Source organism: uncultured Modestobacter sp. (genome assembly GCF_947486615.1).
In the GTDB taxonomy this organism is placed as follows: domain Bacteria; phylum Actinomycetota; class Actinomycetes; order Mycobacteriales; family Geodermatophilaceae; genus Modestobacter.
In genome coordinates, this window is record NZ_CANKUD010000003.1 from 111,918 (window position 1) to 132,267 (window position 20,350).

At 73.8% G+C, this 20,350-nt stretch carries 16 protein-coding genes; 4 read left to right on the forward strand and 12 right to left on the reverse strand.

Annotation, left to right across the window (positions count from 1 at the left end; translation table 11 throughout):
* Positions 1–67: 67 nt before the first annotated feature.
* The 6 genes from Q1A09_RS06730 to Q1A09_RS06755 all read right to left on the reverse strand — a co-directional run bounded on the left by Q1A09_RS06730 (position 68) and on the right by Q1A09_RS06755 (position 5,848).
* On the reverse strand, positions 68–475 hold the full coding sequence (locus Q1A09_RS06730; protein ID WP_299952805.1) for a DUF3151 domain-containing protein: 408 nt from the start codon (positions 473–475) through the stop codon (positions 68–70).
* 3 nt (positions 476–478) lie between these two features.
* Positions 479–1,507 carry a class II fructose-bisphosphate aldolase gene (gene fbaA / locus Q1A09_RS06735; protein ID WP_299952807.1) on the reverse strand — a complete coding sequence of 343 codons (1,029 nt, stop codon included), beginning with the start codon at positions 1,505–1,507 and terminating at the stop codon, positions 479–481.
* 124 nt (positions 1,508–1,631) lie between these two features.
* A complete protein-coding gene (locus tag Q1A09_RS06740; RefSeq protein WP_299952809.1) occupies positions 1,632–2,981 on the reverse strand; it encodes an FAD-dependent oxidoreductase in 1,350 nt (449 codons plus the stop codon).
* Positions 2,982–3,009: 28 nt separating this feature from the next.
* A complete protein-coding gene (locus Q1A09_RS06745; protein WP_299952811.1) occupies positions 3,010–4,446 on the reverse strand; it encodes an FAD-binding oxidoreductase in 1,437 nt (478 codons plus the stop codon).
* Between the two features lie 89 nt (positions 4,447–4,535).
* Complete coding sequence (gene pyrE, locus Q1A09_RS06750; protein WP_299952813.1) at positions 4,536–5,093, reverse strand: orotate phosphoribosyltransferase; 558 nt, start codon at positions 5,091–5,093, stop codon at positions 4,536–4,538.
* Positions 5,094–5,155: 62 nt separating this feature from the next.
* Complete coding sequence (locus Q1A09_RS06755; protein ID WP_299952816.1) at positions 5,156–5,848, reverse strand: fasciclin domain-containing protein; 693 nt, start codon at positions 5,846–5,848, stop codon at positions 5,156–5,158.
* A gap of 149 nt (positions 5,849–5,997) precedes the next feature.
* Between Q1A09_RS06755 and Q1A09_RS06760 the strand changes: the two genes are divergently transcribed.
* Positions 5,998–6,483, forward strand: coding sequence for a hypothetical protein (locus Q1A09_RS06760; protein WP_299952818.1), 486 nt, complete (start codon positions 5,998–6,000; stop codon positions 6,481–6,483).
* 6 nt (positions 6,484–6,489) lie between these two features.
* On the opposite strand, the gene Q1A09_RS06765 is transcribed toward Q1A09_RS06760, so the two are convergent.
* Together Q1A09_RS06765 and clpB are read right to left on the reverse strand one after the other, a co-directional pair.
* On the reverse strand, positions 6,490–7,146 hold the full coding sequence (locus tag Q1A09_RS06765) for a hypothetical protein (protein WP_299952821.1): 657 nt from the start codon (positions 7,144–7,146) through the stop codon (positions 6,490–6,492).
* A gap of 291 nt (positions 7,147–7,437) precedes the next feature.
* The gene (gene clpB / locus Q1A09_RS06770) at positions 7,438–10,107 is read right to left on the reverse strand and encodes an ATP-dependent chaperone ClpB (RefSeq protein WP_299952823.1); all 2,670 of its coding nucleotides are present in this window, start codon (positions 10,105–10,107) and stop codon (positions 7,438–7,440) included.
* A gap of 211 nt (positions 10,108–10,318) precedes the next feature.
* Between clpB and Q1A09_RS06775 the strand changes: the two genes are divergently transcribed.
* Together Q1A09_RS06775 and Q1A09_RS06780 are read left to right on the forward strand one after the other, a co-directional pair.
* Positions 10,319–10,780 carry a MarR family winged helix-turn-helix transcriptional regulator gene (locus tag Q1A09_RS06775; RefSeq protein ID WP_299952825.1) on the forward strand — a complete coding sequence of 154 codons (462 nt, stop codon included), beginning with the start codon at positions 10,319–10,321 and terminating at the stop codon, positions 10,778–10,780.
* Between the two features lie 293 nt (positions 10,781–11,073).
* On the forward strand, positions 11,074–11,508 hold the full coding sequence (locus Q1A09_RS06780; RefSeq protein WP_299952827.1) for an OsmC family peroxiredoxin: 435 nt from the start codon (positions 11,074–11,076) through the stop codon (positions 11,506–11,508).
* A 129-nt stretch (positions 11,509–11,637) separates the two neighbouring features.
* Here Q1A09_RS06780 and Q1A09_RS06785 read toward each other — a convergent pair whose 3' ends face one another.
* The 4 genes from Q1A09_RS06785 to Q1A09_RS06800 all read right to left on the reverse strand — a co-directional run bounded on the left by Q1A09_RS06785 (position 11,638) and on the right by Q1A09_RS06800 (position 18,264).
* Positions 11,638–13,347 (reverse strand): MFS transporter, encoded by a 1,710-nt coding sequence (locus Q1A09_RS06785; RefSeq protein ID WP_299952829.1) that lies wholly within the window; start codon positions 13,345–13,347, stop codon positions 11,638–11,640.
* 56 nt (positions 13,348–13,403) lie between these two features.
* Positions 13,404–13,868: a MarR family winged helix-turn-helix transcriptional regulator gene (locus tag Q1A09_RS06790; RefSeq protein WP_299952831.1), complete on the reverse strand. Its 465-nt coding sequence runs from the start codon at positions 13,866–13,868 to the stop codon at positions 13,404–13,406.
* A gap of 296 nt (positions 13,869–14,164) precedes the next feature.
* Positions 14,165–17,095: an FAD-binding and (Fe-S)-binding domain-containing protein gene (locus Q1A09_RS06795; RefSeq protein ID WP_299952833.1), complete on the reverse strand. Its 2,931-nt coding sequence runs from the start codon at positions 17,093–17,095 to the stop codon at positions 14,165–14,167.
* Positions 17,092–18,264, reverse strand: a complete 1,173-nt coding sequence (locus Q1A09_RS06800; RefSeq protein WP_299952836.1) for an alanine--glyoxylate aminotransferase family protein — start codon at positions 18,262–18,264, stop codon at positions 17,092–17,094. The genes Q1A09_RS06795 and Q1A09_RS06800 overlap by 4 nt, the downstream gene beginning before the upstream one ends.
* 256 nt (positions 18,265–18,520) lie before the next feature.
* Here Q1A09_RS06800 and Q1A09_RS06805 point away from each other — a divergent pair, with 256 nt between their 5' ends.
* Complete coding sequence (locus Q1A09_RS06805) at positions 18,521–20,035, forward strand: SLC13 family permease (RefSeq protein ID WP_299952838.1); 1,515 nt, start codon at positions 18,521–18,523, stop codon at positions 20,033–20,035.
* Positions 20,036–20,350: the final 315 nt, after the last annotated feature.

Consider the following 20,350-nt stretch of genomic DNA (forward strand, 5'->3'; position numbering starts at 1 on the left):
ACGCTAACGGCCCGTGACCGTCCCGGCATCAGGACGGTCACGGGCCGTAATCGTGCGGCCGGTGGGCTCAGGCAGCCAGGGAGGGGTCGCAGTCGCGCAGCAGCTGGGCGCAGCGCTCGTGCTCGTCGAGCTCACCGATCCGCTCGGCGGCCTTCGCCAGCACCGTGACGCAGCGCAGGAAGCCCTGGTTGGGCTCGTGCGACCACGGCACCGGGCCGAAGCCCTTCCAGCCGTTGCGGCGCAGCGCGTCCAGGCCGCGGTGGTAGCCGGTGCGGGCGTAGGCGTAGGCCTCGATGGTGCGGCCGCCCTCCAGCGCGGTCTCGGCCAGCGCGGCCCAGGCGGCGCTGGCGGTCGGGTGGGCGGCGGCCACCTCGGCCGGGTCGGTGCCGGCGGCGAGCGCGTCGTCGGCGGCGGGGATGCCGGGCAGCAGGGTGGCCGGCGGCTCGCCGAGCAGATTGCGGTGTGCGGAGGTCACGGCTCAGCCCGCCTGCGACTGACCGGCCGAGAGCAGGTCCTCGCAGGCCTGCACGATGCGGTCGGCCATGCTGGCCTCGGCCAGCTTCATGTAGGTGCGCGGGTCGTAGGTCTTCTTCACGCCGACCTCGCCGTCCACCTTCAGCACGCCGTCGTAGTTGCTGAACATGTGGCCGGCGATGGCCCGGGTCAGCGCGTACTGGGTGTCGGTGTCGACGTTCATCTTCACCACGCCGTAGGAGATCGCCTCGCGGATGTCGGAGAGGTCCGAGCCGGAGCCGCCGTGGAAGACCAGGTTGAACGGCTTCTCCGCGGTGCCGAACTGCTCGGCGACGACCTCCTGCCCCCGCTTGAGGACGTCGGGCCGGAGCTTGACGTTGCCCGGCTTGTAGACGCCGTGCACGTTCCCGAAGGTCGCCGCCAGCAGGTAGACGCCCTTCTCCCCGAAGCCCAGCGCCTCCGCGGTGCGCACGAAGTCACCGTCGGCGGTGTAGAGCTTCTCGTTGATCTCGTGGGCGACGCCGTCCTCCTCGCCGCCGACGACACCGATCTCCACCTCGAGCACGATCTTGGCGGCGGCGCACTTCTCGATGAGCTCCTGCGCGATCTGCAGGTTCTCGGTGAGCTCGACGGCCGACCCGTCCCACATGTGCGACTGGAACAGCGGCGCCTGGCCGGCGTCGACCCGGTCCTTGCTGATCGCGATCAGCGGGCGGACGTAGTCGTCCAGCTTGTCCTTGGGGCAGTGGTCGGTGTGCAGCGCGACGTTGACCGGGTAGCGGTCGGCGACCACGTGGGCGAACTCGGCCAGCGCCACCGCGCCGGTGACCATGTCCTTGACCCGGGTGCCGGAGCCGAACTCGGCGCCACCGGTGGAGAACTGGATGATCCCGTCGCTGCCGGCGTCGGCGAAGCCACGCAGCGCGGCGTTGATCGTCTCGGACGAGGTGCAGTTGATCGCCGGGTAGGCGAAGCCGCCCTCCTTCGCCCGGGTGATCATGTCGGCGTAGACCTCGGGGGTCGCGATGGGCATGCGGTGCTCTCCTGACGTCGGGACCAGCTGCGCTCACTCGCCGCCAGTATCGCGCCAACCTCCGGCCCCGCTGCAGGGGCCCGCGCCGCGCGCAGCGTGGCGTGGGGGGCAGCGGGGCCCTTGATCAGCCTTGCTCGATGCGGCTGACGGCGCGGGCGGCGACCACCACCGGGTCGTAGGTGGGCGAGAACGGCGGCGCGTAGGACAGGTCGCTGCCGGCGAGCTCCTCGGCGGTCATGCCGGCCCAGATGGCGGTGGCCAGCACGTCGATCCGCTTGGCCGACCCCGTTCCGCCGACCACCTGGGCACCCAGCAGCTGGCCCGAGCCGGCCTCGGTGACCAGCTTCACCGCGATGTCCTCGGCGCCCGGGTAGTAGCCGGCCCGGGTCGTGCCCTCGATGACGTCGGTGCGGTAGGCGAACCCGGCCTGCTCGGCCTGGGTGGTGCACAGCCCGGTGCGGCCGATCTCCAGCTCCCCCACCTTGGTCACCGCGGTGCCCAGCACCCCGGCGAACCGGGCCGGCCGGCCACCGATCACCGAGCCCGCGACCCGGCCCTGCTTGTTGGCGTGCGTGCCCAGCGCCACGTGCGCCACCTCGCCGGTGACCCGGTGGAAGGTCTGCGCGCAGTCGCCGGCCGCGAACACCTCCGGATGGTCGCGGCAGCGCTGGCTGCGGTCGACGTCGACCGCACCGGTCGGCCCGATCGCCAGCCCGGCGTCGGCGGCCAGCCGCGCCTCCGGCCCCATGCCCAGCCCGAGGACGACGAGGTCGGCCTCGTAGCTGCCGACGTCGGTGCGCACCCCGCACGCCCGGCCGGCCGCGTCCACCAGCACCTCGCGCACCGCCTGGTCGGTGTGCACCGTCATGCCCATCGCCACCATGCCGTCGCAGACCCGCTGGCCCATGTCGGCGTCCAGCAGCTGCATCGGCAGCGGGTCGGCGAGCACGACGGTGACCTCCAGCCCGCGGCGCTGCAGCGCCTCGGCCATCTCCAGGCCGATGTAGCCACCGCCGAGCACCAGCCCGCGGCGGGCACCGGCCGCCACCGCGGCCCGGACCGCTGCGCCGTCGTCCAGCCGGTGCACGCCGAACACCCCGTCGGCGTCCAGGCCGGGGATCGGCGGCCGGGTGGGCCGGCCACCGGTGGCGACCACCAGCCGGTCGTAGCCGATCCGCTCCCCGCCGGCGGTGCGCACGGCGCCGGCGTCCAGGTCGATCGCCTCGGCCCGGGTGCCGGTGCGCACGGTGATGTCGGCGGCGGCGAACTGCGCCGGCGTCCGGGCGATCAGGTCGGCCCGGTCGGTGACCTGGCCGCCGACCCAGTAGGGGATGCCGCAGGCGGAGTAGGAGACGTCCTCGCCCTGCTCCAGGACGACGATCTCCAGCTCGTCGGCGGTGCGCAACCGGCGGGCCTGCGCGGCGGCGGACATCCCGGCGGCGTCCCCGCCGATGACCAGCAGGCGTTCGCTCATGCCGGCCACCCTGCCACCGCGGCGGCGGTCAGGCGCCGGGCAGCCGGCCGACGGCGGCCAGGTCGCCGACGGCGGCGCGGCGGAAGACCTTCCCCGGGTTGAGGATCCCGGCCGGGTCGAGCGCGTCCTTGATCGCCTGGTGCACCGACAGCGACACCGGGCCGATCTCCCGTTCCAGCCAGTCGGCCTTGAGCGTGCCGACGCCGTGCTCGCCGGTGATCGTGCCGCCCAGGGACAGCCCGAGCTCCAGGATGGCGTCGAAGGCGGCGAAGGCCCGGGTGCGCTGGTCGGGGTCGGCGCCGTCGAAGACGACGGTCGGGTGCATGTTGCCGTCGCCGGCGTGCCCGACCACCCCCACCACCAGGCCGGCGGTGGCGGCGATCGCGTCGCAGCCGTCGATGAAGGTGGCCACCTGCGACCGGGGGACGGCGACGTCGTCCAGCAGCAGGCTGCTGCCCAGCCGCTCCAGCGCGGGCAGCGCCATCCGCCGGGCGATCATCAGCAGGTCGCCCTCGGCCGGGTCGTCGGTGGAGTGCACGAAGTCCGCGCCCGCGGCCTCGCACAGCCGGGTCAACGCGGCGATCTCCGCGGCAGCCACCTCGCCGCCGCTGTCGGACTGGGCCAGCAGCAGGGCCGCGGCGTCCCGGTCCAGGTCGGCCTTCATCAGGTCGTCGACGGCGCGGATGCAGGTCCGGTCCATCACCTCGAGCATGCTGGGCACCAGGCCGCTGGTGACCACCTGCTCGACGACCTGGCCGGTCTGGGCGCTGGTGCCGAAGCTGGCGACCAGGGTGACCGGCGGCTGCGGGGCCGGGCGCAGCGCCAGCGTCGCCTCGGTGATCACCCCGAGGGTGCCCTCGGAGCCGACGAACAGCCGGGCGAGGTCGTAGCCGGCCACGCCCTTGACGGTGCGCCGCCCGGTACGCAGCACCCGCCCGTCGGCGAGGACCACCTCCAGGCCGAGCACGTAGTCGGTGGTGACCCCGTACTTGACGCAGCACAGCCCGCCGGAGTTCATCGCCAGGTTGCCGCCGAGGGTGCACCAGTCGTAGCTGGCCGGGTCCGGCGGGTAGAACAGCCCGAGCTCCCGGGCGGCGTCGCGCAGCGTCTTGTTGACCACGCCGGGCTGGACGACGGCCAGCCGGTCGGCCGCGGAGACCTCCAGGACGGCGTCCATCCGGGTCAGCGCGAGGGTGATGCAGCCGTCGACGGCGTTGGCCGCCCCGACCAGTCCGGAGCCGGCGCCGCGCGGCACCACCGGGACCCCGTGCCGGCCGGCCAGCCGCAGCACGGCCGCGACCTCCTCGGTGCTGCGCGGCAGCGCCACCGCGGCCGGCAGCCCGGCGGGGGCGAGCATCGCCTGGTCGCGGGCATAGGCGGTGGTGACGTCGGGGTCGGTGAGCACGCCGTCCGGGCCCAGTGCGTCCTGGAGCTCGCGGACCCACGTCGTCGTGAGGGCGGTCACGGCGCCACGGTACGTCCGCCCAGCCCCCCGGCCCCCGTGCAGGGCCCCGCCGCGAGCCTGCGAGTGGTGGGGGGCACGGGGGTCCTTCTTCAGGCGAGACCGAGGTCGGCCAGGTCGAACGCCGCGCGGTACTCCAGGCCGGCCGCCTCGACGGCCGCCCGCGCCCCGCGGTCGACGATGACGGCGACCGCGACGACCTCGGCGCCGGCCTCCTGCAGCGCCTCGACCGCGGTCAGCGGGCTGCCGCCGGTGGTGGAGACGTCCTCGACGACCAGGACCGGGCGCCCGGCGACGTCCGGGCCCTCGATCCGGCGCTGCATGCCGTGCTGCTTGGTCTGCTTGCGCACCACGCAGGCGTCCAGGAAGCCCTCCCCGGCGGAGGCGGCGTGCAGCATCGCGGTGGCCACCGGGTCGGCGCCCAGGGTGAGCCCGCCGACGACGTCGTAGCGCAGGTCGCCGGTGAGCTGCCGCATCACCCGGCCGACCAGCGGCGCGGCCTCGTGGTGCAGCGTCACCCGGCGCAGGTCGATGTACCAGTCGGCCTCCTGCCCGGAGGAGAGCGTCACCTTCCCGTGCACCACGGCGAGGTCGACGATGAGCTCGAGCAGTCGGTCGCGATCGGGGTGCGCCGGCGTGGGGACGTCCATGGCCGGCCACCCTACTGAGCCCCGGCGGGCCCGGTCGGCGGCCGGGGAGCCCGCCGGAGCGCTCAGCCGACGGGGGCGAGCACCTGGTCGACGAGGTAGACGGTGGCGTTCGCCGTCGGCACGTTGCCGCAGACGACGGTCGCCGGTGCGGCGCCGGCCACCGTCTGGTCGGCAGACACGCTGGGGGCCTCGGCCGGCCCGGTGACGGTCACCCGGTCGCCGGCGAGGGTGGTGTGCTCGCCGACCAGTTCCTCGGGCGCCAGCCGGCCCGGGAGGACGTGGTGGGTGAGCAGCGCGGTCAGCCGGGGCACGTCGGCCAGCAGGGCGGGCAGCGCCTCGGGGCCGAGCGCGTCGAAGGCGGCGTTCGTGGGCGCCAGCAGGGTGACGTCCTCGCGGGTGTTGACCACGTCGACCAGGTTGGCCGTCAGCACGGCCGAGGTGAGGGTGCTCAGTTCCGGGACGGCGCCCGCGGCGGCGCCGACCGGCGTGGTGGCCAGCGCGGCCGGGCTGGCGGGACCCTCGTCCGGGAACACCGCGCAGCCGGGCCCGATCGGGCCGGTCACCGCCGGGGGGCTGCTCGGCGCGGTGCTGCCGGCCGCGCCCGCGGACGCGCTGCTGGCGGCGGCGGCGCCGCTCTCGTCGTCGGAGCTGCAGGCCGCGAGCCCGCCGAGCAGCAGGGGGACCGCCAGCAGCGGGGCCAGCCGGGCGGCGCCGGGCCGGGACGGCAGGAGGGGTCGGGACCGGGGGGCCTTCACGGTGGGGGGGCTCCTGCTCGTCGGGACGACGCCGGCGGGGTGCGGCGGTCGGGTGCGCTGGCCGTCGAGCATGGCAGCCGGGCCGGCTCGCCACGCGGTGCCGCCCCGGACGGCGGCTGCACGCGCCGACGGCGTGCCAGGCTGGGCGGGTGAGTGCCCGCTCGTCGTCCCCCGGTCCGCTCGGCTCGGGCGAGGCCCGCCCGGGGATGCCGCTGTCGGCGCGGATGTCGGTGGGCCTGCTCGCCGGGCTGGCCGTGCTCCTGCTGCTCAACGCGCTGTTCACGTTCCTGGCCCGGGACGCCGTGGTCGACGCCCTCGCCGACGCCCAGCCCGGCTCGCCCCGGTCGGACGCCGAGCGGATCGTGCTGGTCAACCTGGTGCAGGCGGTGGTCTTCGGGGGACTGGCGGCCGTCTCGGCGGCCGGGCTGGCCCGCCGGTCCGGCTGGGCCCGCTGGGCGGGGATCGCGACCAGTGCGGTGCTGGGGCTGGTCACCCTCGCGGCGACGTTCCTGGCCGGCGGCGTCGCCGTCTCGACCCTGCTGGTGCTGGTGCTGTGCGCGGCGGCCGTGGCCAGCCTGGCGGCCCGCACCACGGCTGCGTGGACCGCTGGTCCACGCAGCCGCGGCTCGGACTGACCCGGCTCAGAAGCGGTTGCGCCGCTGTGTCTCGGCCTTGAACCACTCGTTGGAGGGCTTGAGCGCCAGCAGCACGATGCCGGCGATGACCAGCAGCAGCTGGAGCAGGCCGAGGAACCCCAGCGCCGAGGCGCCGAGCAGGCTGAACAGCACGTTGAGCCCGCCGAGGACGAACAGCACGATGCGGGCCCAGTTGTGGCCCTTCCAGGCGAACCAGAGCACCAGCAGGAAGGCCGCCGTGATGACCAGGCCGATGACCGCGCCGATGGTGATGACCGTGGACACCTCGTCGCGGCTGAGGCTCTGGTCGAGCGCGGCGTCGTCGATGTAGGCGTCCAGGTCGGCGAAGGTCAGGATCGAGCTGATCAGCCCGATGACGGTGTTCGCCAGGAAGGCGCCGATGCCGGCCTTGACCGTGGTCGGCCGCTCCGTCGGGGCGCTCGGCTCGCCGCCGTACGGGGCGCCCGGCGCCACGGGGTAGTCGTACTGGCCCGGCTGGCCCGGGGCGCCCTGGCCGTAGCCGGGCTGCTGGCCGTAGCCGGGCTGCTGCCCGTACCCGGGCTGCTGGCCGTAGCCGGGCTGCTGCCCGTACCCGGGCTGCTGGCCGTAGGGGGGCTGCTGGCCGGACCCACCCTGCTGGGGGTCCTGCGGTCCTGACGTCATGACGGCTCCTCGGGTGACCTTCGCGTACGAACGTCGATGATCATCCCGTATCCCGGCTCTTCCGGCACCGCAACAGCCGCCTCGCCGCACCCCCTCCACCCGGACGAGTCCCTCCGGCACCACGCGCGGGGCGGCGCCCGTCGGCCCGGTGACCGGACTGCTCTCCGGCCCGTCCTCCGCCCCGGCGCCACCGCCTCGACGAGCCCATGACGGGCTACCGGGCCGCCGCGACGAGCAGCCCGAGACCGCCGTGCCCGCCGCCCGCGGCAGCGGACGGCGGGCACGGGTCGCTCACTCGGAGCCGGACCCCAGCGCCAGCGGAGCCGCCGGGTCGGCCGCGGCGGCCTCCGGGCCGGGGTCGCCCCCCGGACCGGCGGAGCGGGTGACGCTCAGCCCGGCGTCGCCGTCGGCGACGTCGGCCGGCCAGTCGACGAGGACCTCGTCGCCGTCCCGGATCTCACCGGACAGCAGGGCGCGGGCCAGCTGGTCGCCGATGGCCGACTGCACCAGCCGGCGCAGCGGCCGGGCGCCGTAGACCGGGTCGAACCCGTTGAGCGCCAGCCACTCGCGGGCCGCGTCGGTGACGTGCAGGGTGAGCCGGCGGGCGGCCAGCCGGCGGGCGAGCACCCCGACCTGGATGTCGACGATCCCGGCCAGCTCGTCCGAGCCCAGTGCACGGAAGGTGACGACGTCGTCCAGCCGGTTGAGGAACTCCGGCTTGAAGTGCGCCCGCACCACGTCCTGCACGGCGCGGCGCTTGCTCTCCTCCGGGATCGACTGGTCGGCGATCACCTGCGAGCCCAGGTTGGACGTGAGGATCAGCAGCGTGCTGCGGAAGTCGACGGTGCGGCCCTGCCCGTCGGTGAGCCGGCCGTCGTCGAGCACCTGCAGCAGCACGTCGAAGACGTCCGGGTGGGCCTTCTCCACCTCGTCGAGCAGCACCACGGTGTAGGGGCGGCGCCGCACCGCCTCGGTGAGCTGGCCGCCGGCCTCGTAGCCGACGTAGCCGGGCGGGGCCCCGACCAGCCGGGCGACCGAGTGCTTCTCGGAGTACTCGCTCATGTCGATGCGGACCATCGCCCGCTCGTCGTCGAACAGGAACTCCGCCAGCGCCTTGGCCAGCTCGGTCTTGCCGACGCCGGTGGGGCCGAGGAAGAGGAACGACCCGGTCGGCCGGTCGGGGTCGGCCACGCCGGACCGGGCCCGGCGGACGGCGTCGGCGACGGCCCGGACCGCGTCGGGCTGGCCGACGACCCGCTGGGCGAGCTCGTCCTCCATCCGGAGCAGCTTCTGGGTCTCCCCCTCCAGCAGCCGACCGGCCGGGATGCCGGTCCAGGCCTGGACGACCTCGGCGATGTCGTCGGCGCCGACCTCCTCCTTCAGCATCGACTCGCCGGCCACCGACGTCTCGGCCTCCCGCAGCGCCCGCTCCAGGGCCGGCATCCGGCCGTAGCGCAGCTCGGCCGCGCGGGCCAGGTCGCCGTCCCGCTCGGCCCGCTCGGCATCCAGCCGCGCCCCCTCCAGCTCCTCCTTGGAGCGCTGGATGCGGTCGATCGCGGTCTTGTCCTGCTGCCAGCGGGCGGTCAGCTCGGCGAGGTCCTCCCGCCGGTCGGCCAGCTCGTCGCGCAGCGCCGCCAGCCGCTGGAGGGACGACGGGTCGTCCTCCTTGGCCAGCGCCATCTCCTCGATCTCCAGCCGGCGGACCACCCGCTCGACCTCGTCGACCTCGACCGGGCGGCTGTCGATCTCCATCCGCAGCCGGCTGGCGGCCTCGTCGACCAGGTCGATCGCCTTGTCCGGAAGGAAGCGGGCGGTGACGTACCGGTCGGACAGCGTGGCGGCGGCGACGATCGCGGCGTCGGTGATCCGCACACCGTGGTGCACCTCGTACCGCTCCTTGAGCCCGCGCAGGATGCCGATGGTGTCCTCCACCGACGGCTCGCCCACGTAGACCTGCTGGAAGCGGCGCTCCAGGGCCGGGTCCTTCTCGATGTGCTCGCGGAACTCGTCGAGGGTCGTGGCACCGACCATCCGCAGCTCGCCGCGGGCCAGCATCGGCTTGATCATGTTCCCGGCGTCCATCGCGGAGTCACCGCTGGCGCCGGCCCCGACGATGGTGTGCAGCTCGTCGATGAAGGTGACGACCTGGCCCTCGGCGTCGGTGATCTCCTGGAGGACGGCCTTGAGCCGCTCCTCGAACTCGCCGCGGAACTTGGCCCCGGCGACCATCGAACCCAGGTCCAGCGCCATCAGCCGCTTGCCCTTGAGGCTCTCGGGGACGTCGCCGGCCACCATCCGCTGGGCCAGGCCCTCGACGATCGCGGTCTTGCCGACCCCGGGCTCGCCGATCAGCACCGGGTTGTTCTTCGTCCGCCGGGAGAGCACCTGCACGACCCGGCGGATCTCGGTGTCCCGGCCGATCACCGGGTCCATCCGGCCCTCGCGGGCGCGCTCGGTGAGGTCGACGGCGTACTTCTCCAGCGCCTGGAAGGTGCTCTCGGGATCGGGGCTGGTGACCTTGCGGTTGCCCCGCACGGTGCGGAAGGCGGCGACCAGGGCGTCGCGGGTGGCGCCGGCGCCGGTGAGCACCGCTCCCGCCTCGCCCTCGGTGGTGGCCAGCCCGACCAGCAGGTGCTCGGTGGAGACGTACTCGTCGCCGAGCGCACCGGCCTGCTCGCCGGCGGCGTTGATCGCCCGCAGCAGCTCGCGGGACGGCGCGGGGGCGGCGACCGTGGCGCCGCTGACGCTGGGCATCCGGCGCAGCGCGGCGTCGGCCTTCGCCCGGACGTCGGCCGGGTCGGCGCCGGTGGCCTGCATCAGCGGGCCGGCGATGCCGTCGGGCTGCTCGAGCAGGGCGACGAGCAGGTGCAGGGGCTCCAGGGCGGCCTGGCCGCGGTCGACCGCGATGCGCTGGGCTGCGGCGACCGCCTCCTGCGAACGGGTGGTGAGCTTGCTCTGCATGGTCGGTGCGGGTGTCCTCTCTGCGACTGGCAGCCGGGCTGCGGGACGTCTCGGCGGGTCCAACGGAGCAGGAGTTGAGTCTGTTCCGCTCAACTCCGGACGTCCAGTCTGCCCGGCAGCGGGCCGGCGGGAACGATTGCAGAGGACAACTCGCTGGCCGAGACGAACCACACGGCGGTCTGCGGCCGGGTGGCGTCCTACTGTGGGGCCCATGACGGACACCCCGTCGCCGAGCGTGGCACTCGACGACCAGCTCTGCTTCGCCCTGTACGCCGCCTCCCGGGCCGTCACGGCCCGCTACCGGCCGATGCTGGACGAGCTGGGCGTGACCTATCCCCAGTACCTGGTGCTGATGCTGCTGTGGGAGGAGGACGGCCAGACCGTCGGGCAGCTCGGCTCCCGCCTGGCACTGGACTCGGGCACCCTCTCCCCCCTGCTCAAGCGGCTCACCACCGCCGGGCTCGTCACCCGGCACCGCCGGGCCGACGACGAGCGCTCGGTCTCCGTGCGGCTCACCGACGCCGGCCGCGCCCTGGAGGGCCCGGCGTGCGCCATCTCCAGCCAGATGATCGACGCCCTGGCGCTGGACCAGCAGCAGTTCGACGAGCTCAAGGACCAGCTGCGGCTGATCACCGCACGGGTCTCCGACGCCCGTGTGGACGCCCCCGCCTGACGGAGCGCCCCACCCCTCGTCGCCCTCGCACGCTCGGGGCGTGCCTCGGACCATCCCCCACCTCGGAGAGGTCCGGAGCATGCCGACCGGCGCGAGGCCCGCGACGCGGCCGACCGTCCCCTCGGGACGGCCGCCGAGCCCTGCCCGCAGGTCCCCGCCGTCCTCCACGGCGCCGGGACATCTGGTCCCCGGGTGGCGGGAACACCGTCGTCCCGGTGAGGTTGTCTGGGACAGCACGGTGACCGGCCGGCGCGCAGCCCGCGCCCGGCGCTCACCCCCGAAGAGGAGGTCCGATGCCCACCCGCACCGCACGCACTGCCTGGAACGGCTCGCTGCAGGAGGGGTCCGGCCAGGTCGAGCTCTCCAGCTCCAAGGTCGGCACCTTCGACGTCAGCTTCCCCAAGCGCGCCGCCGACGACGCCGGGGGCACCACCAGCCCCGAGGAGCTCATCGCCGCGGCCCACTCCTCCTGCTACGCGATGGCCCTGTCCAGCGAGATCGGCAAGGCCGGCGGCACGACGCAGTCGCTGGAGGTCAGCGCGGACGTCACCCTGGGCCAGCAGGACGGCGCCCCGACGATCACCGCCATCGCGATCACCGTCCGCGGTGAGGTCGACGGCCTGGACGCCGACGGCTTCGACAAGGCGGCCCAGGCGGCCAAGGCCGGCTGCCCGGTGAGCAAGGCCCTGTCCGCGGTGGACATCTCCCTGGACGCCGCGCTGGTCTGATCAAGGCCCCCCTGCCCCCAGCACTCGCAGGCTCGCGCCGACCCCTGCAGGGGGGGGCCGGTCCGGGTGCGACAGAGGCCCGTCTCCCCCGAGGGGAGACGGGCCTCCGTCGTCAGGGACGGGCAGGCGTCACACCCGCTGGTCCGCCGTCGTCCGGCCGGCGAGCTGGTCGTCGACGTCCGCGGTGGTGTTCGGCTCCACCGTGCCCTCGCCCTGCCCCTCGCCCTGCCCTCCGCCCTGCATCCGCTCGCTCCCGGACTCGGTGCGCAGCGCGACCTCGCGGATGAAGAGGATCGCCAGGATCGTGATGATCGACAGCACCGCGGAGATCAGGAAGACCCGGCCGGTCGCGTCGCCGTAGGAGACCTGGATCAGCTCGCGGACCGGGGCAGGCGCGTCCGCCAGGGACGCGAGCCCCACGTCCCCGGAGCCGGCGGCAGCCGCCCCACCCGGGACGTCGGCCAGGCCGGACTGGATGAGCGTGCCCACCCGGCCGGACAGCACCGCACCCAGCACCGAGACGCCGATCGTGCCGCCCAGGCTGCGGAAGAAGGCCACCGCCGAGCTGGCCGCCCCCAGGTCGGTGGCGGCGACGGTGTTCTGCACGGCCAGCACCAGGTTCTGCATGGTCATGCCGATGCCGGCGCCGAGCACGGCGAGGAAGACGCACAGCACGACCATGTTCGTGGCGTGGTCGATCGTGGCCAGCAGGCCGAACCCGATGGCCACCAGCAGGGAGCCCGCGACCAGGTAGCGCTTCCAGAAGCCGGTGCGGGTGATCAGGATCCCGGAGACGGTGGAGGAGACGAGCAGCCCGCCGACCATCGGGATGGTGAGCAGCCCGGCTGCGGTCGGCGAGTAGCCGCGGGAGATCTGCAGGTACTGGCCGAGGAAGACCGTCGAGCCGAACATCGCCACGCCGATCGCGACGCTGGCGATGATCGCCAGGGTGGTGGTGCGGTCGCGGAACAGCCGCAGCGGGACGATCGGCTCCGTCGCCCGCAGCTCGGTCACCACGAACGCCACGATCGCCAGCACACCGCCGCCGACGAACAGCGCGGTCTCCAGCGAGATCCAGGCGAAGCTGTCCCCGGCCAGCGTGACCCAGATCAGCAGCGCCGAGACGCCCGCGGTCAGGAAGGCCGCGCCCAGGTAGTCGATCGAGACCGCCCGCTTGGTGACCGGCAGGTGCAGGGTGCGCTGCAGCAGCACCAGGGCCACCGCGGCGAACGGGACGCCGACGAAGAAGCACCAGCGCCAGCCCAGCCAGCTGGTGTCCACCAGCAGGCCACCGATCAGCGGCCCACCGACGGTGGCCACCGCCATGACCGAGCCGAGCAGGCCGGAGTACCGGCCGCGCTCACGCGGGCTGATCATCGCCGCCATGGCGATCTGCACCAGCGCCTGCAGGCCGCCCAGGCCCAGGCCCTGCAGCACCCGCCAGCCGATCAGCGTGGGCACCGACTGCGAGAGCCCGGCCAGCATGGAGCCGACGACGAAGACCACGATCGCGATCTGGATCAGCAGCTTCTTGCTGAACAGGTCGGCGAGCTTGCCCCAGATCGGGGTGGACGCCGTCGAGGCCAGCAGGGTGGCGGTGACCACCCAGGTGTACTGGCTCTGGCTGCCGCGCAGGTCGGTGATGATCGTCGGCAGCGCGTTCGAGACCACCGTCGAGGACAGGAAGGCGACGAACATCGCCAGCAACATCCCCGACAGCGCGCTGAGGATCTCCCGGTGGGTCATCCGGCCCTGCTGCTCGGCCGGGGCGACCGCCGGGTCGGCGGCGGGTGCCGCGGTGGGTCCGGCGGTGGGCCGGACGGGTGCTGGCGTGCTCATCTGCGTCTCTCCTGGTCCTGCTGTGCGGCTGGTGCGGTGCGGGGGTGCGCTGGGGGTCAGGCGGCGGGGCGCCGGCGGCCGGCGCGGTCCAGGCCGTCGGCGAGCTTGTCGAGCAGGCGGCTGAGCTGCTGCGCCTCCTCCTCGGTCCAGTCCGAGAGGGCCTCGACCGCCCACTGGCTCCGGACCTGCCGGGTGTGGGCCAGCGCGGCGGCGCCGGCGGCGCTGAGGCTGATCAGGCTGGCCCGCCCGTCGAGCGGGTCGGGCCGACGCTCGACGAGGCCGGCCCGCTCCAGCGCCGACACCTGGCGGCTGACCACCGAGACGTCGACGCCGGCGTACCCGGCGAGGACGCTGCAGCGCTGGGCACCGTCGCGCTCGAGCGGGGCGAGCAGCGCCCAGCCGAAGGACGGCAGGTCGCCGTAGAGGTGGTCGGCCACCCGGGTGCCCAGGTGCCTGGCGGTGCGGACCAGCCGGGCCACCCCGGCGGTCATCCGCTCGGACGTCTCCCGGGTGGGTGCCACGTCGTCCCCCGCCTCGTCGGTCGCCGGGCCGGTGCCCGTTACGTGTAGACAGCAACCATGATGCACCTGTTGGTTGGTGTCTGCAACAACCCGCTGGAGTGAGTCGCGTCTCCCGCCACCGGGACGGCCGTATCAACGGCGGGGGCGGCCCTGCGGCGCGGGAGCGGCGGTGGCGGCCCTGCGGCGCGGGAGCGGCGGTGGCGTCTGCACGGACGACGACGGGCGGCGACCGGACCATCGAGGTCCGATCGCCGCCCGTCGCGGCCGTGCCCAGCCGGCCTGGCGGCCGGCGCCGATCAGCTGGTGGCCCGCGCCTCCGGGGCCAGGGCCTCCAACACGAGCTCCGCGGGGTGCCAGGCCGTGCGCTGGGTGCCGTGGAAGATCTGCTGCCGACAGGAGACGCCCGTCGCGGCGATGACCGCGTCGGCCGCCGCGGCTCGCACGGCCGGGAACAGCCGGTCCTCCCCCACCTGCAGGGACACGTCGTAGTGCTCGGACTCGAAGCCGAACGACCCGGCCATGCCGCAACAGCCGGCGTCCAGCTCCTGCACCGTGACCCCGGGGATCCGGGACAGCAGGGCGACCGTGGCCGCCGTCCCGGCCTCGGCCTTCTGGTGGCAGTGGCCGTGGAAGACCACGGTCCGCCCGGCCAGCCAGCTGTCCTCGCGCAGCTGCAGGCGGCCGGCGTCGATCGCCTCGACCAGCAGCTCCTCGGGCAGCTTCACCCGGGCCGCGACGTCCCGGACGTTGGGGTCGTCGGGCAGCAGCTCCACGTGCTCGGCGCGCAGCGTGAGGATGCAGGAGGGCTCGCAGCCCACGATCGGCGAACCGGGCTCGGAGCCCTCGCAGAGGTTCGCCGCCAGCTTCTGCGCCTTGCCCCGGGCGTCGTCGAGCAGGCCCTTGGAGATGCTCGCGCGGCCGCAGCAGCCCTTGCTCTCCAGCCGCACCGGGTGCCCGGCCGCCTCCAGCAGCCGCACCACGGCCTGGCCGATGCCCGGTTCGGTGTAGCTGGTGAACGAGTCGGCCAGCATGGTGACCGGCTGCTGGGTGAGCGCCGTCGGGGCCTCGTGCCGCTTGAACCAGCGCATCAGCGTCGTCCGGTGGAAGACCGGCAGGTCCCGCTGGCGGGCGATGCCGAGGCGGGCGTCCATCAGCGCCCGCAGCGGCTTGATCTTCAGCGGCAGGTTCGACAGCGGCGCCGTCGCCGAGCCCAGCCGGTTGAGCGTCCGGATCGCCCCGAACGCCCGCGACCGCAGCGGGGTGCCGTGCACGTCGTGCTTGGCCGCCAGTGCCTCGCTCTTCATCGCCGAGACGTCGACGCCCAGCGGGCACTCGCTCTTGCACGCCTTGCACATCAGGCACAGGTCGAGCACCTCGTGCAGCCGCTCGTCGGCCAGCGCGGTGTGCGGGTCGCCCTCGCTCAGCGCCTTGACCAGCGCGCCGGCCCGGCCGCGGGTGGAGTGCTCCTCCATCCGGGTGGCGATGTAGGACGGGCACATCGCGCCGGTGGTGGACTTGCGGCACAGCCCGATGTTCATGCAGCGGTCGGCGGCGCCGAACATCCCGCCCACGACGTCGAACTGCAGCCGGGTGCGCAGCGGGCCGGGCATCGGCGGGTTGGCGTCCCGCAGGTGCTCGGTCATCGCCGGCGAGTCGACGATCTTGCCGGGGTTCAGCGTGCCCTGCGGGTCGAAGATCCCCTTGACCTGCCGCATCGCCTCGTAGAGGTCGTCACCGAACAGCTCGCGGTTGAACTCGCTGCGGGCCAGGCCGTCACCGTGCTCGCTGGAGTTGACCCCGCCGTACTCGCGCACCAGGTCCTTGATCTCCACCGCGACCGAGCGCATGACCTCGACCTGGCCGGGCTGGCTCAGGTCGACGAAGGGGCGGATGTGCAGGCAGCCGACCGAGCAGTGCCCGTAGAAGCCCGCCTCCAGCTCGTGCCGGTCGAGCACGTCCTTGAACCGGGCGGTGTACTCGGCCAGGTGCCTGGGGTCGACCGCGGTGTCCTCGATGAACGCCAGCGGCCGGCGGGCACCCACCGAGTTGGCCATCAGCAGGCCCAGGGCCGACTTGCGCACCTTCAGCAGCGCACCCTGCTGGGCCGGGGTGACCGCCCGCAGCGTGTGGTAGCCGTGCCCGTTGCGCTCCCACAGCTCGACGAGGGCTTCCATCGACGCGACCAGCTGGGCCTCGTCGTCCCCGGTGAAGGAGACGAACAACAGCGCGTCGGGGTCGCCCTGCAGGATCTTGCCCAGCCCGGCGTACTCGATCTTCTGCCGGGAGAGGTCGAGGATCGTGCGGTCCAGCAGCTCGACCTGCGCGGGGTCGACCGACAGTGCGTCCTCGGTGGCGTTGATCGCCGCCTGCACCGTCTCGAAGTGCCCGACCGCGAAGACCTGCTTCGACGGCTTGGGCACCAGCCCGACCCGGGCCGCGGTGATGATCGCCAGCGTGCCCTCGGAGCCGACCAGGAACTTGGCCAGGTCGAACGGCTGCCCCTCGGTCAGCCGGTCCAGCCGGTAGCCACCGGCCCGCCGCCAGAACGACGGGAAGCCGGTGGCGATCGCCTCCGCGTTCTCGGCCACCAGCTCGGGCAGCCGGCGGTAGATCTCCGCCTCCAGGCTGTCGCCCTGCGCCCGGCGGGCCCGCTCGGCCTCGTCCACCACCCCGAAGGTCGCCGTCGACCCGTCGGCCAGGACGACGTCGACCTCCTCGACGTGGTCGATGGTCATGCCGAAGCGCACCGAGCCGCTGCCGGCGGAGTTGTTGCCGATCATCCCGCCGATCGTGGCCCGGTTGGACGTCGAGGTGTCCGGCCCGAACATCAGCCCGTGCTCGGCGGCGGCCCGGTTCAGGTCGTCCTGCACCACGCCCGGCTCGACCCGGGCGGTGCGCGCCTGCGGGTCCAGCTCGGTGATCCGGTGCATGTGCCGGGACAGGTCGAGCACCAGGCCGGGGCCGACGGTCTGCCCGGCCAGGCTGGTGCCCGCGCCGCGGGCGAGCACCGGGATGCCCGCCTCGCGGGCCAGCCGCACCGCAGCCACCACGTCGGCGGTGTGCGCCGGGTAGGCGACCCCGACCGGCGTCATCGTGTACATCGAGGCGTCCTGGCTGAACAGGTGCCGGGTGTAGTCGTCGAAGGCGACCTCACCGTCCAGCACCCGGGTCAGCTCCTGCTCGAGGTCCACCACCCCCACCCGGGGGCGCTCCGGGGCCGCCGTCATGCCTGCTGCAGGCGCTCGAGGGCGGCCTGGATCCCGGTCGGGTCGATCTGCACGCCGGCTCGCACCAGGCCCATCTGCACCCCACCCAGGGTGCCGACCAGGGTCAGGTCGTTGAAGTGGCCCAGGTGCCCGATCCGGAACACCTTGTCGGCGAGCTTGCCCAGCCCGGCGCCCAGGGACATGTCGTACTCGCGGAGGATCACCTCGCGGATCGCGTCCGCGCCGCCGTCGGGCAGGTAGATGGCGGTCAGCGAGCCGGAGTACTCGCGCTCGTCGAGGGCCAGCACCTCCAGGCCCCAGCCACGGACGGCGGCCCGGGTGGCCTCGGCGTGCCGGGTGTGCCGGGCGTAGACGTTGGCCAGGCCCTCGTCGTCGAGCATCTCCAGCGCGACCTTCAGCGCGTAGAGCAGGTTCGTGGCCGGCGTGTAGGGGAAGAAGCCGCGCTCGTTGGCCGCCAGGATCGGCTGCCAGTCCCAGAACGACCGGGGCAGGCCGGCGGTCTTCGACGCCTGCAGCGCCTTCTCGCTGACCGCGTTGAAGCTCAGCCCCGGCGGGAGCATGAGCCCCTTCTGCGAGCCCGCGACGGTGACGTCGACGCCCCACTCGTCGTGCCGGTAGTCGATGCTGCCCAGCGAGGAGATCGTGTCGACCAGCAGCAGGGCGGGGTGCTCGGCGGCGTCGATGGCCTTCCGCACCTCGGGCACCCGGCTGGTCACGCCGGTGGAGGTCTCGTTGTGCACCACCATGACGGCCTTGATCTCGTGGCCGGTGTCGGCGGCGAGCCGCTCCTGGGCCGCGGCCGGGTCGGCGCCGTGCCGCCAGTCGCCGGGCACGAACTCCACCTGCAGGCCCAGCCGGGTGGCCATGTCCTGCCACAGCGTGGCGAAGTGGCCGGTCTCGAAGGCCAGCACCTTGTCACCCGGGGAGAGCGTGTTGGTCAGCGCCGCCTCCCACGCCCCGGTGCCCGAGGCCGGGTAGATGACCACCGGCTGGGTGGTGCCGAAGACGGGCTTGACCGCCTCGAGGACCTCCAGGCCCAGCGCGGCGAACTCCGGGCCGCGGTGGTCGATGGTCGGGGCGGACATCGCCCGCAGCACCCGGTCGGGCACGTTGGTCGGCCCCGGGATCTGCAGGAAGTGCCGCCCGCCGGTCGTCGTCGTCACTGACATGCCCGTGCCTCCATGGGATCTGGCGCTCTGAGTCTGGACTCCCGCCTCGGCGCAGACCGCGCTCGGCCGGAAGTCCACCATGCGGGAGGCTACTACCGGCTGGTGGATTCGCGAACAGACCTCTCGGACGTCCTGTGACCCTTGACACTGATCGCCGCGCCCACTTCAATCCCCGCTGAGCGAGAACACGCTTCCGTATCGCGGAAGCGCCACCGAACGGGCGCCGTCCCGTTCCGACGAACGCATGGGGACGCCGGTGTCCGTACAGCTCGTCTTGATCCTGATCCTCCTGGCGATCTTCCTGATCGCCACGGTGCTGCCCGTGCACATGGGCGCACTGGCCCTGGTCGCGGCCTTCGTCGCCGGGTACTTCATCTTCGGCACCGACGGAGACCTGCCCTACGACGACGCGGTCTTCGGGTTCTTCCCCGGGTCGCTGTTCGTCGTGCTGGTCGGGGTGACCTACCTGTTCGCGATCGCGAAGAACAACGGGACGGTCGACTGGCTGGTGCACGCCGCGGTGAAGGCGTCCGGCGGGCGGCTCGCGGCCATCCCGTGGGCGATGTTCGCCGTCACCGGCGCACTCACCGCGATCGGCGGCGTCGTCCCGGCCGTGGTCGCGATCATCGCCCCGGTCGGCATGTCCTTCGCCCGCCGCTACGGCATCAACCCGGTGCTGATGGGCCTGTTCATCATCAACGGCGCCACCGCCGGCGGGTTCTCGCCGCTGTCGATCTTCGGTGTCATCACCAACACCGTGGTCGACGACAACGGCCTGGCCGGCAGCCCGCTCTTCCTGTGGGGCGCCTCGATCGTCATCAACATCCTGCTGTCGATCGCCGTCTTCTTCCTCTTCGACGGGCGCAAGCTGCTCGGCGGTGGCCGGGTCGACGTGACCGACCAGCGGGACGACGACTTCGTGGCCGCCACCGTCGCCGGTGACGCCACCGAGGACACCGGCGAGGACATCCCCGGCGGCGGCGGCAGCGGCGCGCAGCGCACCGCGGTGGGCAGCACCGGCACCGGTGGGGCGGCGCTGTCCGGCGGCCGGGTCACCGAGCCCGTGCACGGCCAGCCCGGCCACCACCACCCGACGGCCGGCGAGCGCGCCGACCAGCGGTCGCTGCAGACCACCGCCCTGGCCCCCGAGGCGCAGGGCCAGGTCACCACCCTGGACCGGGACCGCTCCCTCACCCTGGGCGGGCTGGTGCTGCTGGTCGTCGGCGCGCTGGTGTTCGACCTGGACATCGGCCTCATGGCGGTCACCGTCGGCGTGATCCTGTCGATCGTCGCCCCGCGCGGCGCCAAGGGCGCCGTGGGCCAGATCGCCTGGCCGACCGTGCTGCTGATCTGCGGCATCGTCACCTACGTCGGCCTCATGCAGGAGGAGGACGTGCCCGGCTGGCTCGGCGACAACGTGGCCAGGCTCGGCGTCCCGCTGATCGCCGCCCTGCTGATCTGCTACATCGGCGCCGTCGTCTCGGCCTTCGCCTCGACCACCGGCATCCTGGGCGCGCTCATCCCGCTGGCCGTGCCCTTCCTGCAGGGCGACAACGCGATCGGTGCGATCGGCCTGATCACCGCGCTGGCGCTGTCGTCCTCGATCGTCGACTCCAGCCCGTTCTCCACCAGCGGCGCACTCGTGGTCGCCAACGCCACCGAGGCCGAACGGGACAGCACCTTCAAGACCCTGATGATCTGGGGCTTCTCGATGGTGGCGATCATCCCGATCGTCACCTGGCTGATCCTGATCGTCCCCGGCTGGCTCTGAGGAAGGGCCCCGTCCTCCCCACCCCTCGCACGCTCGCGGCGGGACCCGGGACGGGGCCGACCAGCACGTGCACCACCCGCGCCCCGGACGGCCACCCGCCGCCCGGGGCGCGGTCTCGTCCCGGGCCGGACGGCCACCCGCCGCCCGGGGCGCGGTCTCGTCCCGGGCCGGACGGCCACCCGCCGCCCGGGGCGCGGTCGCGTCCCGGGCCGGACGACCCGAGAGCACCTGACCACCTCGTGGAGGCAGCCGTGCGCACCCCGCCCCGGGACGACCAGGCACCCACCGACAGCACCGCACGGGACGCCGCCGGCC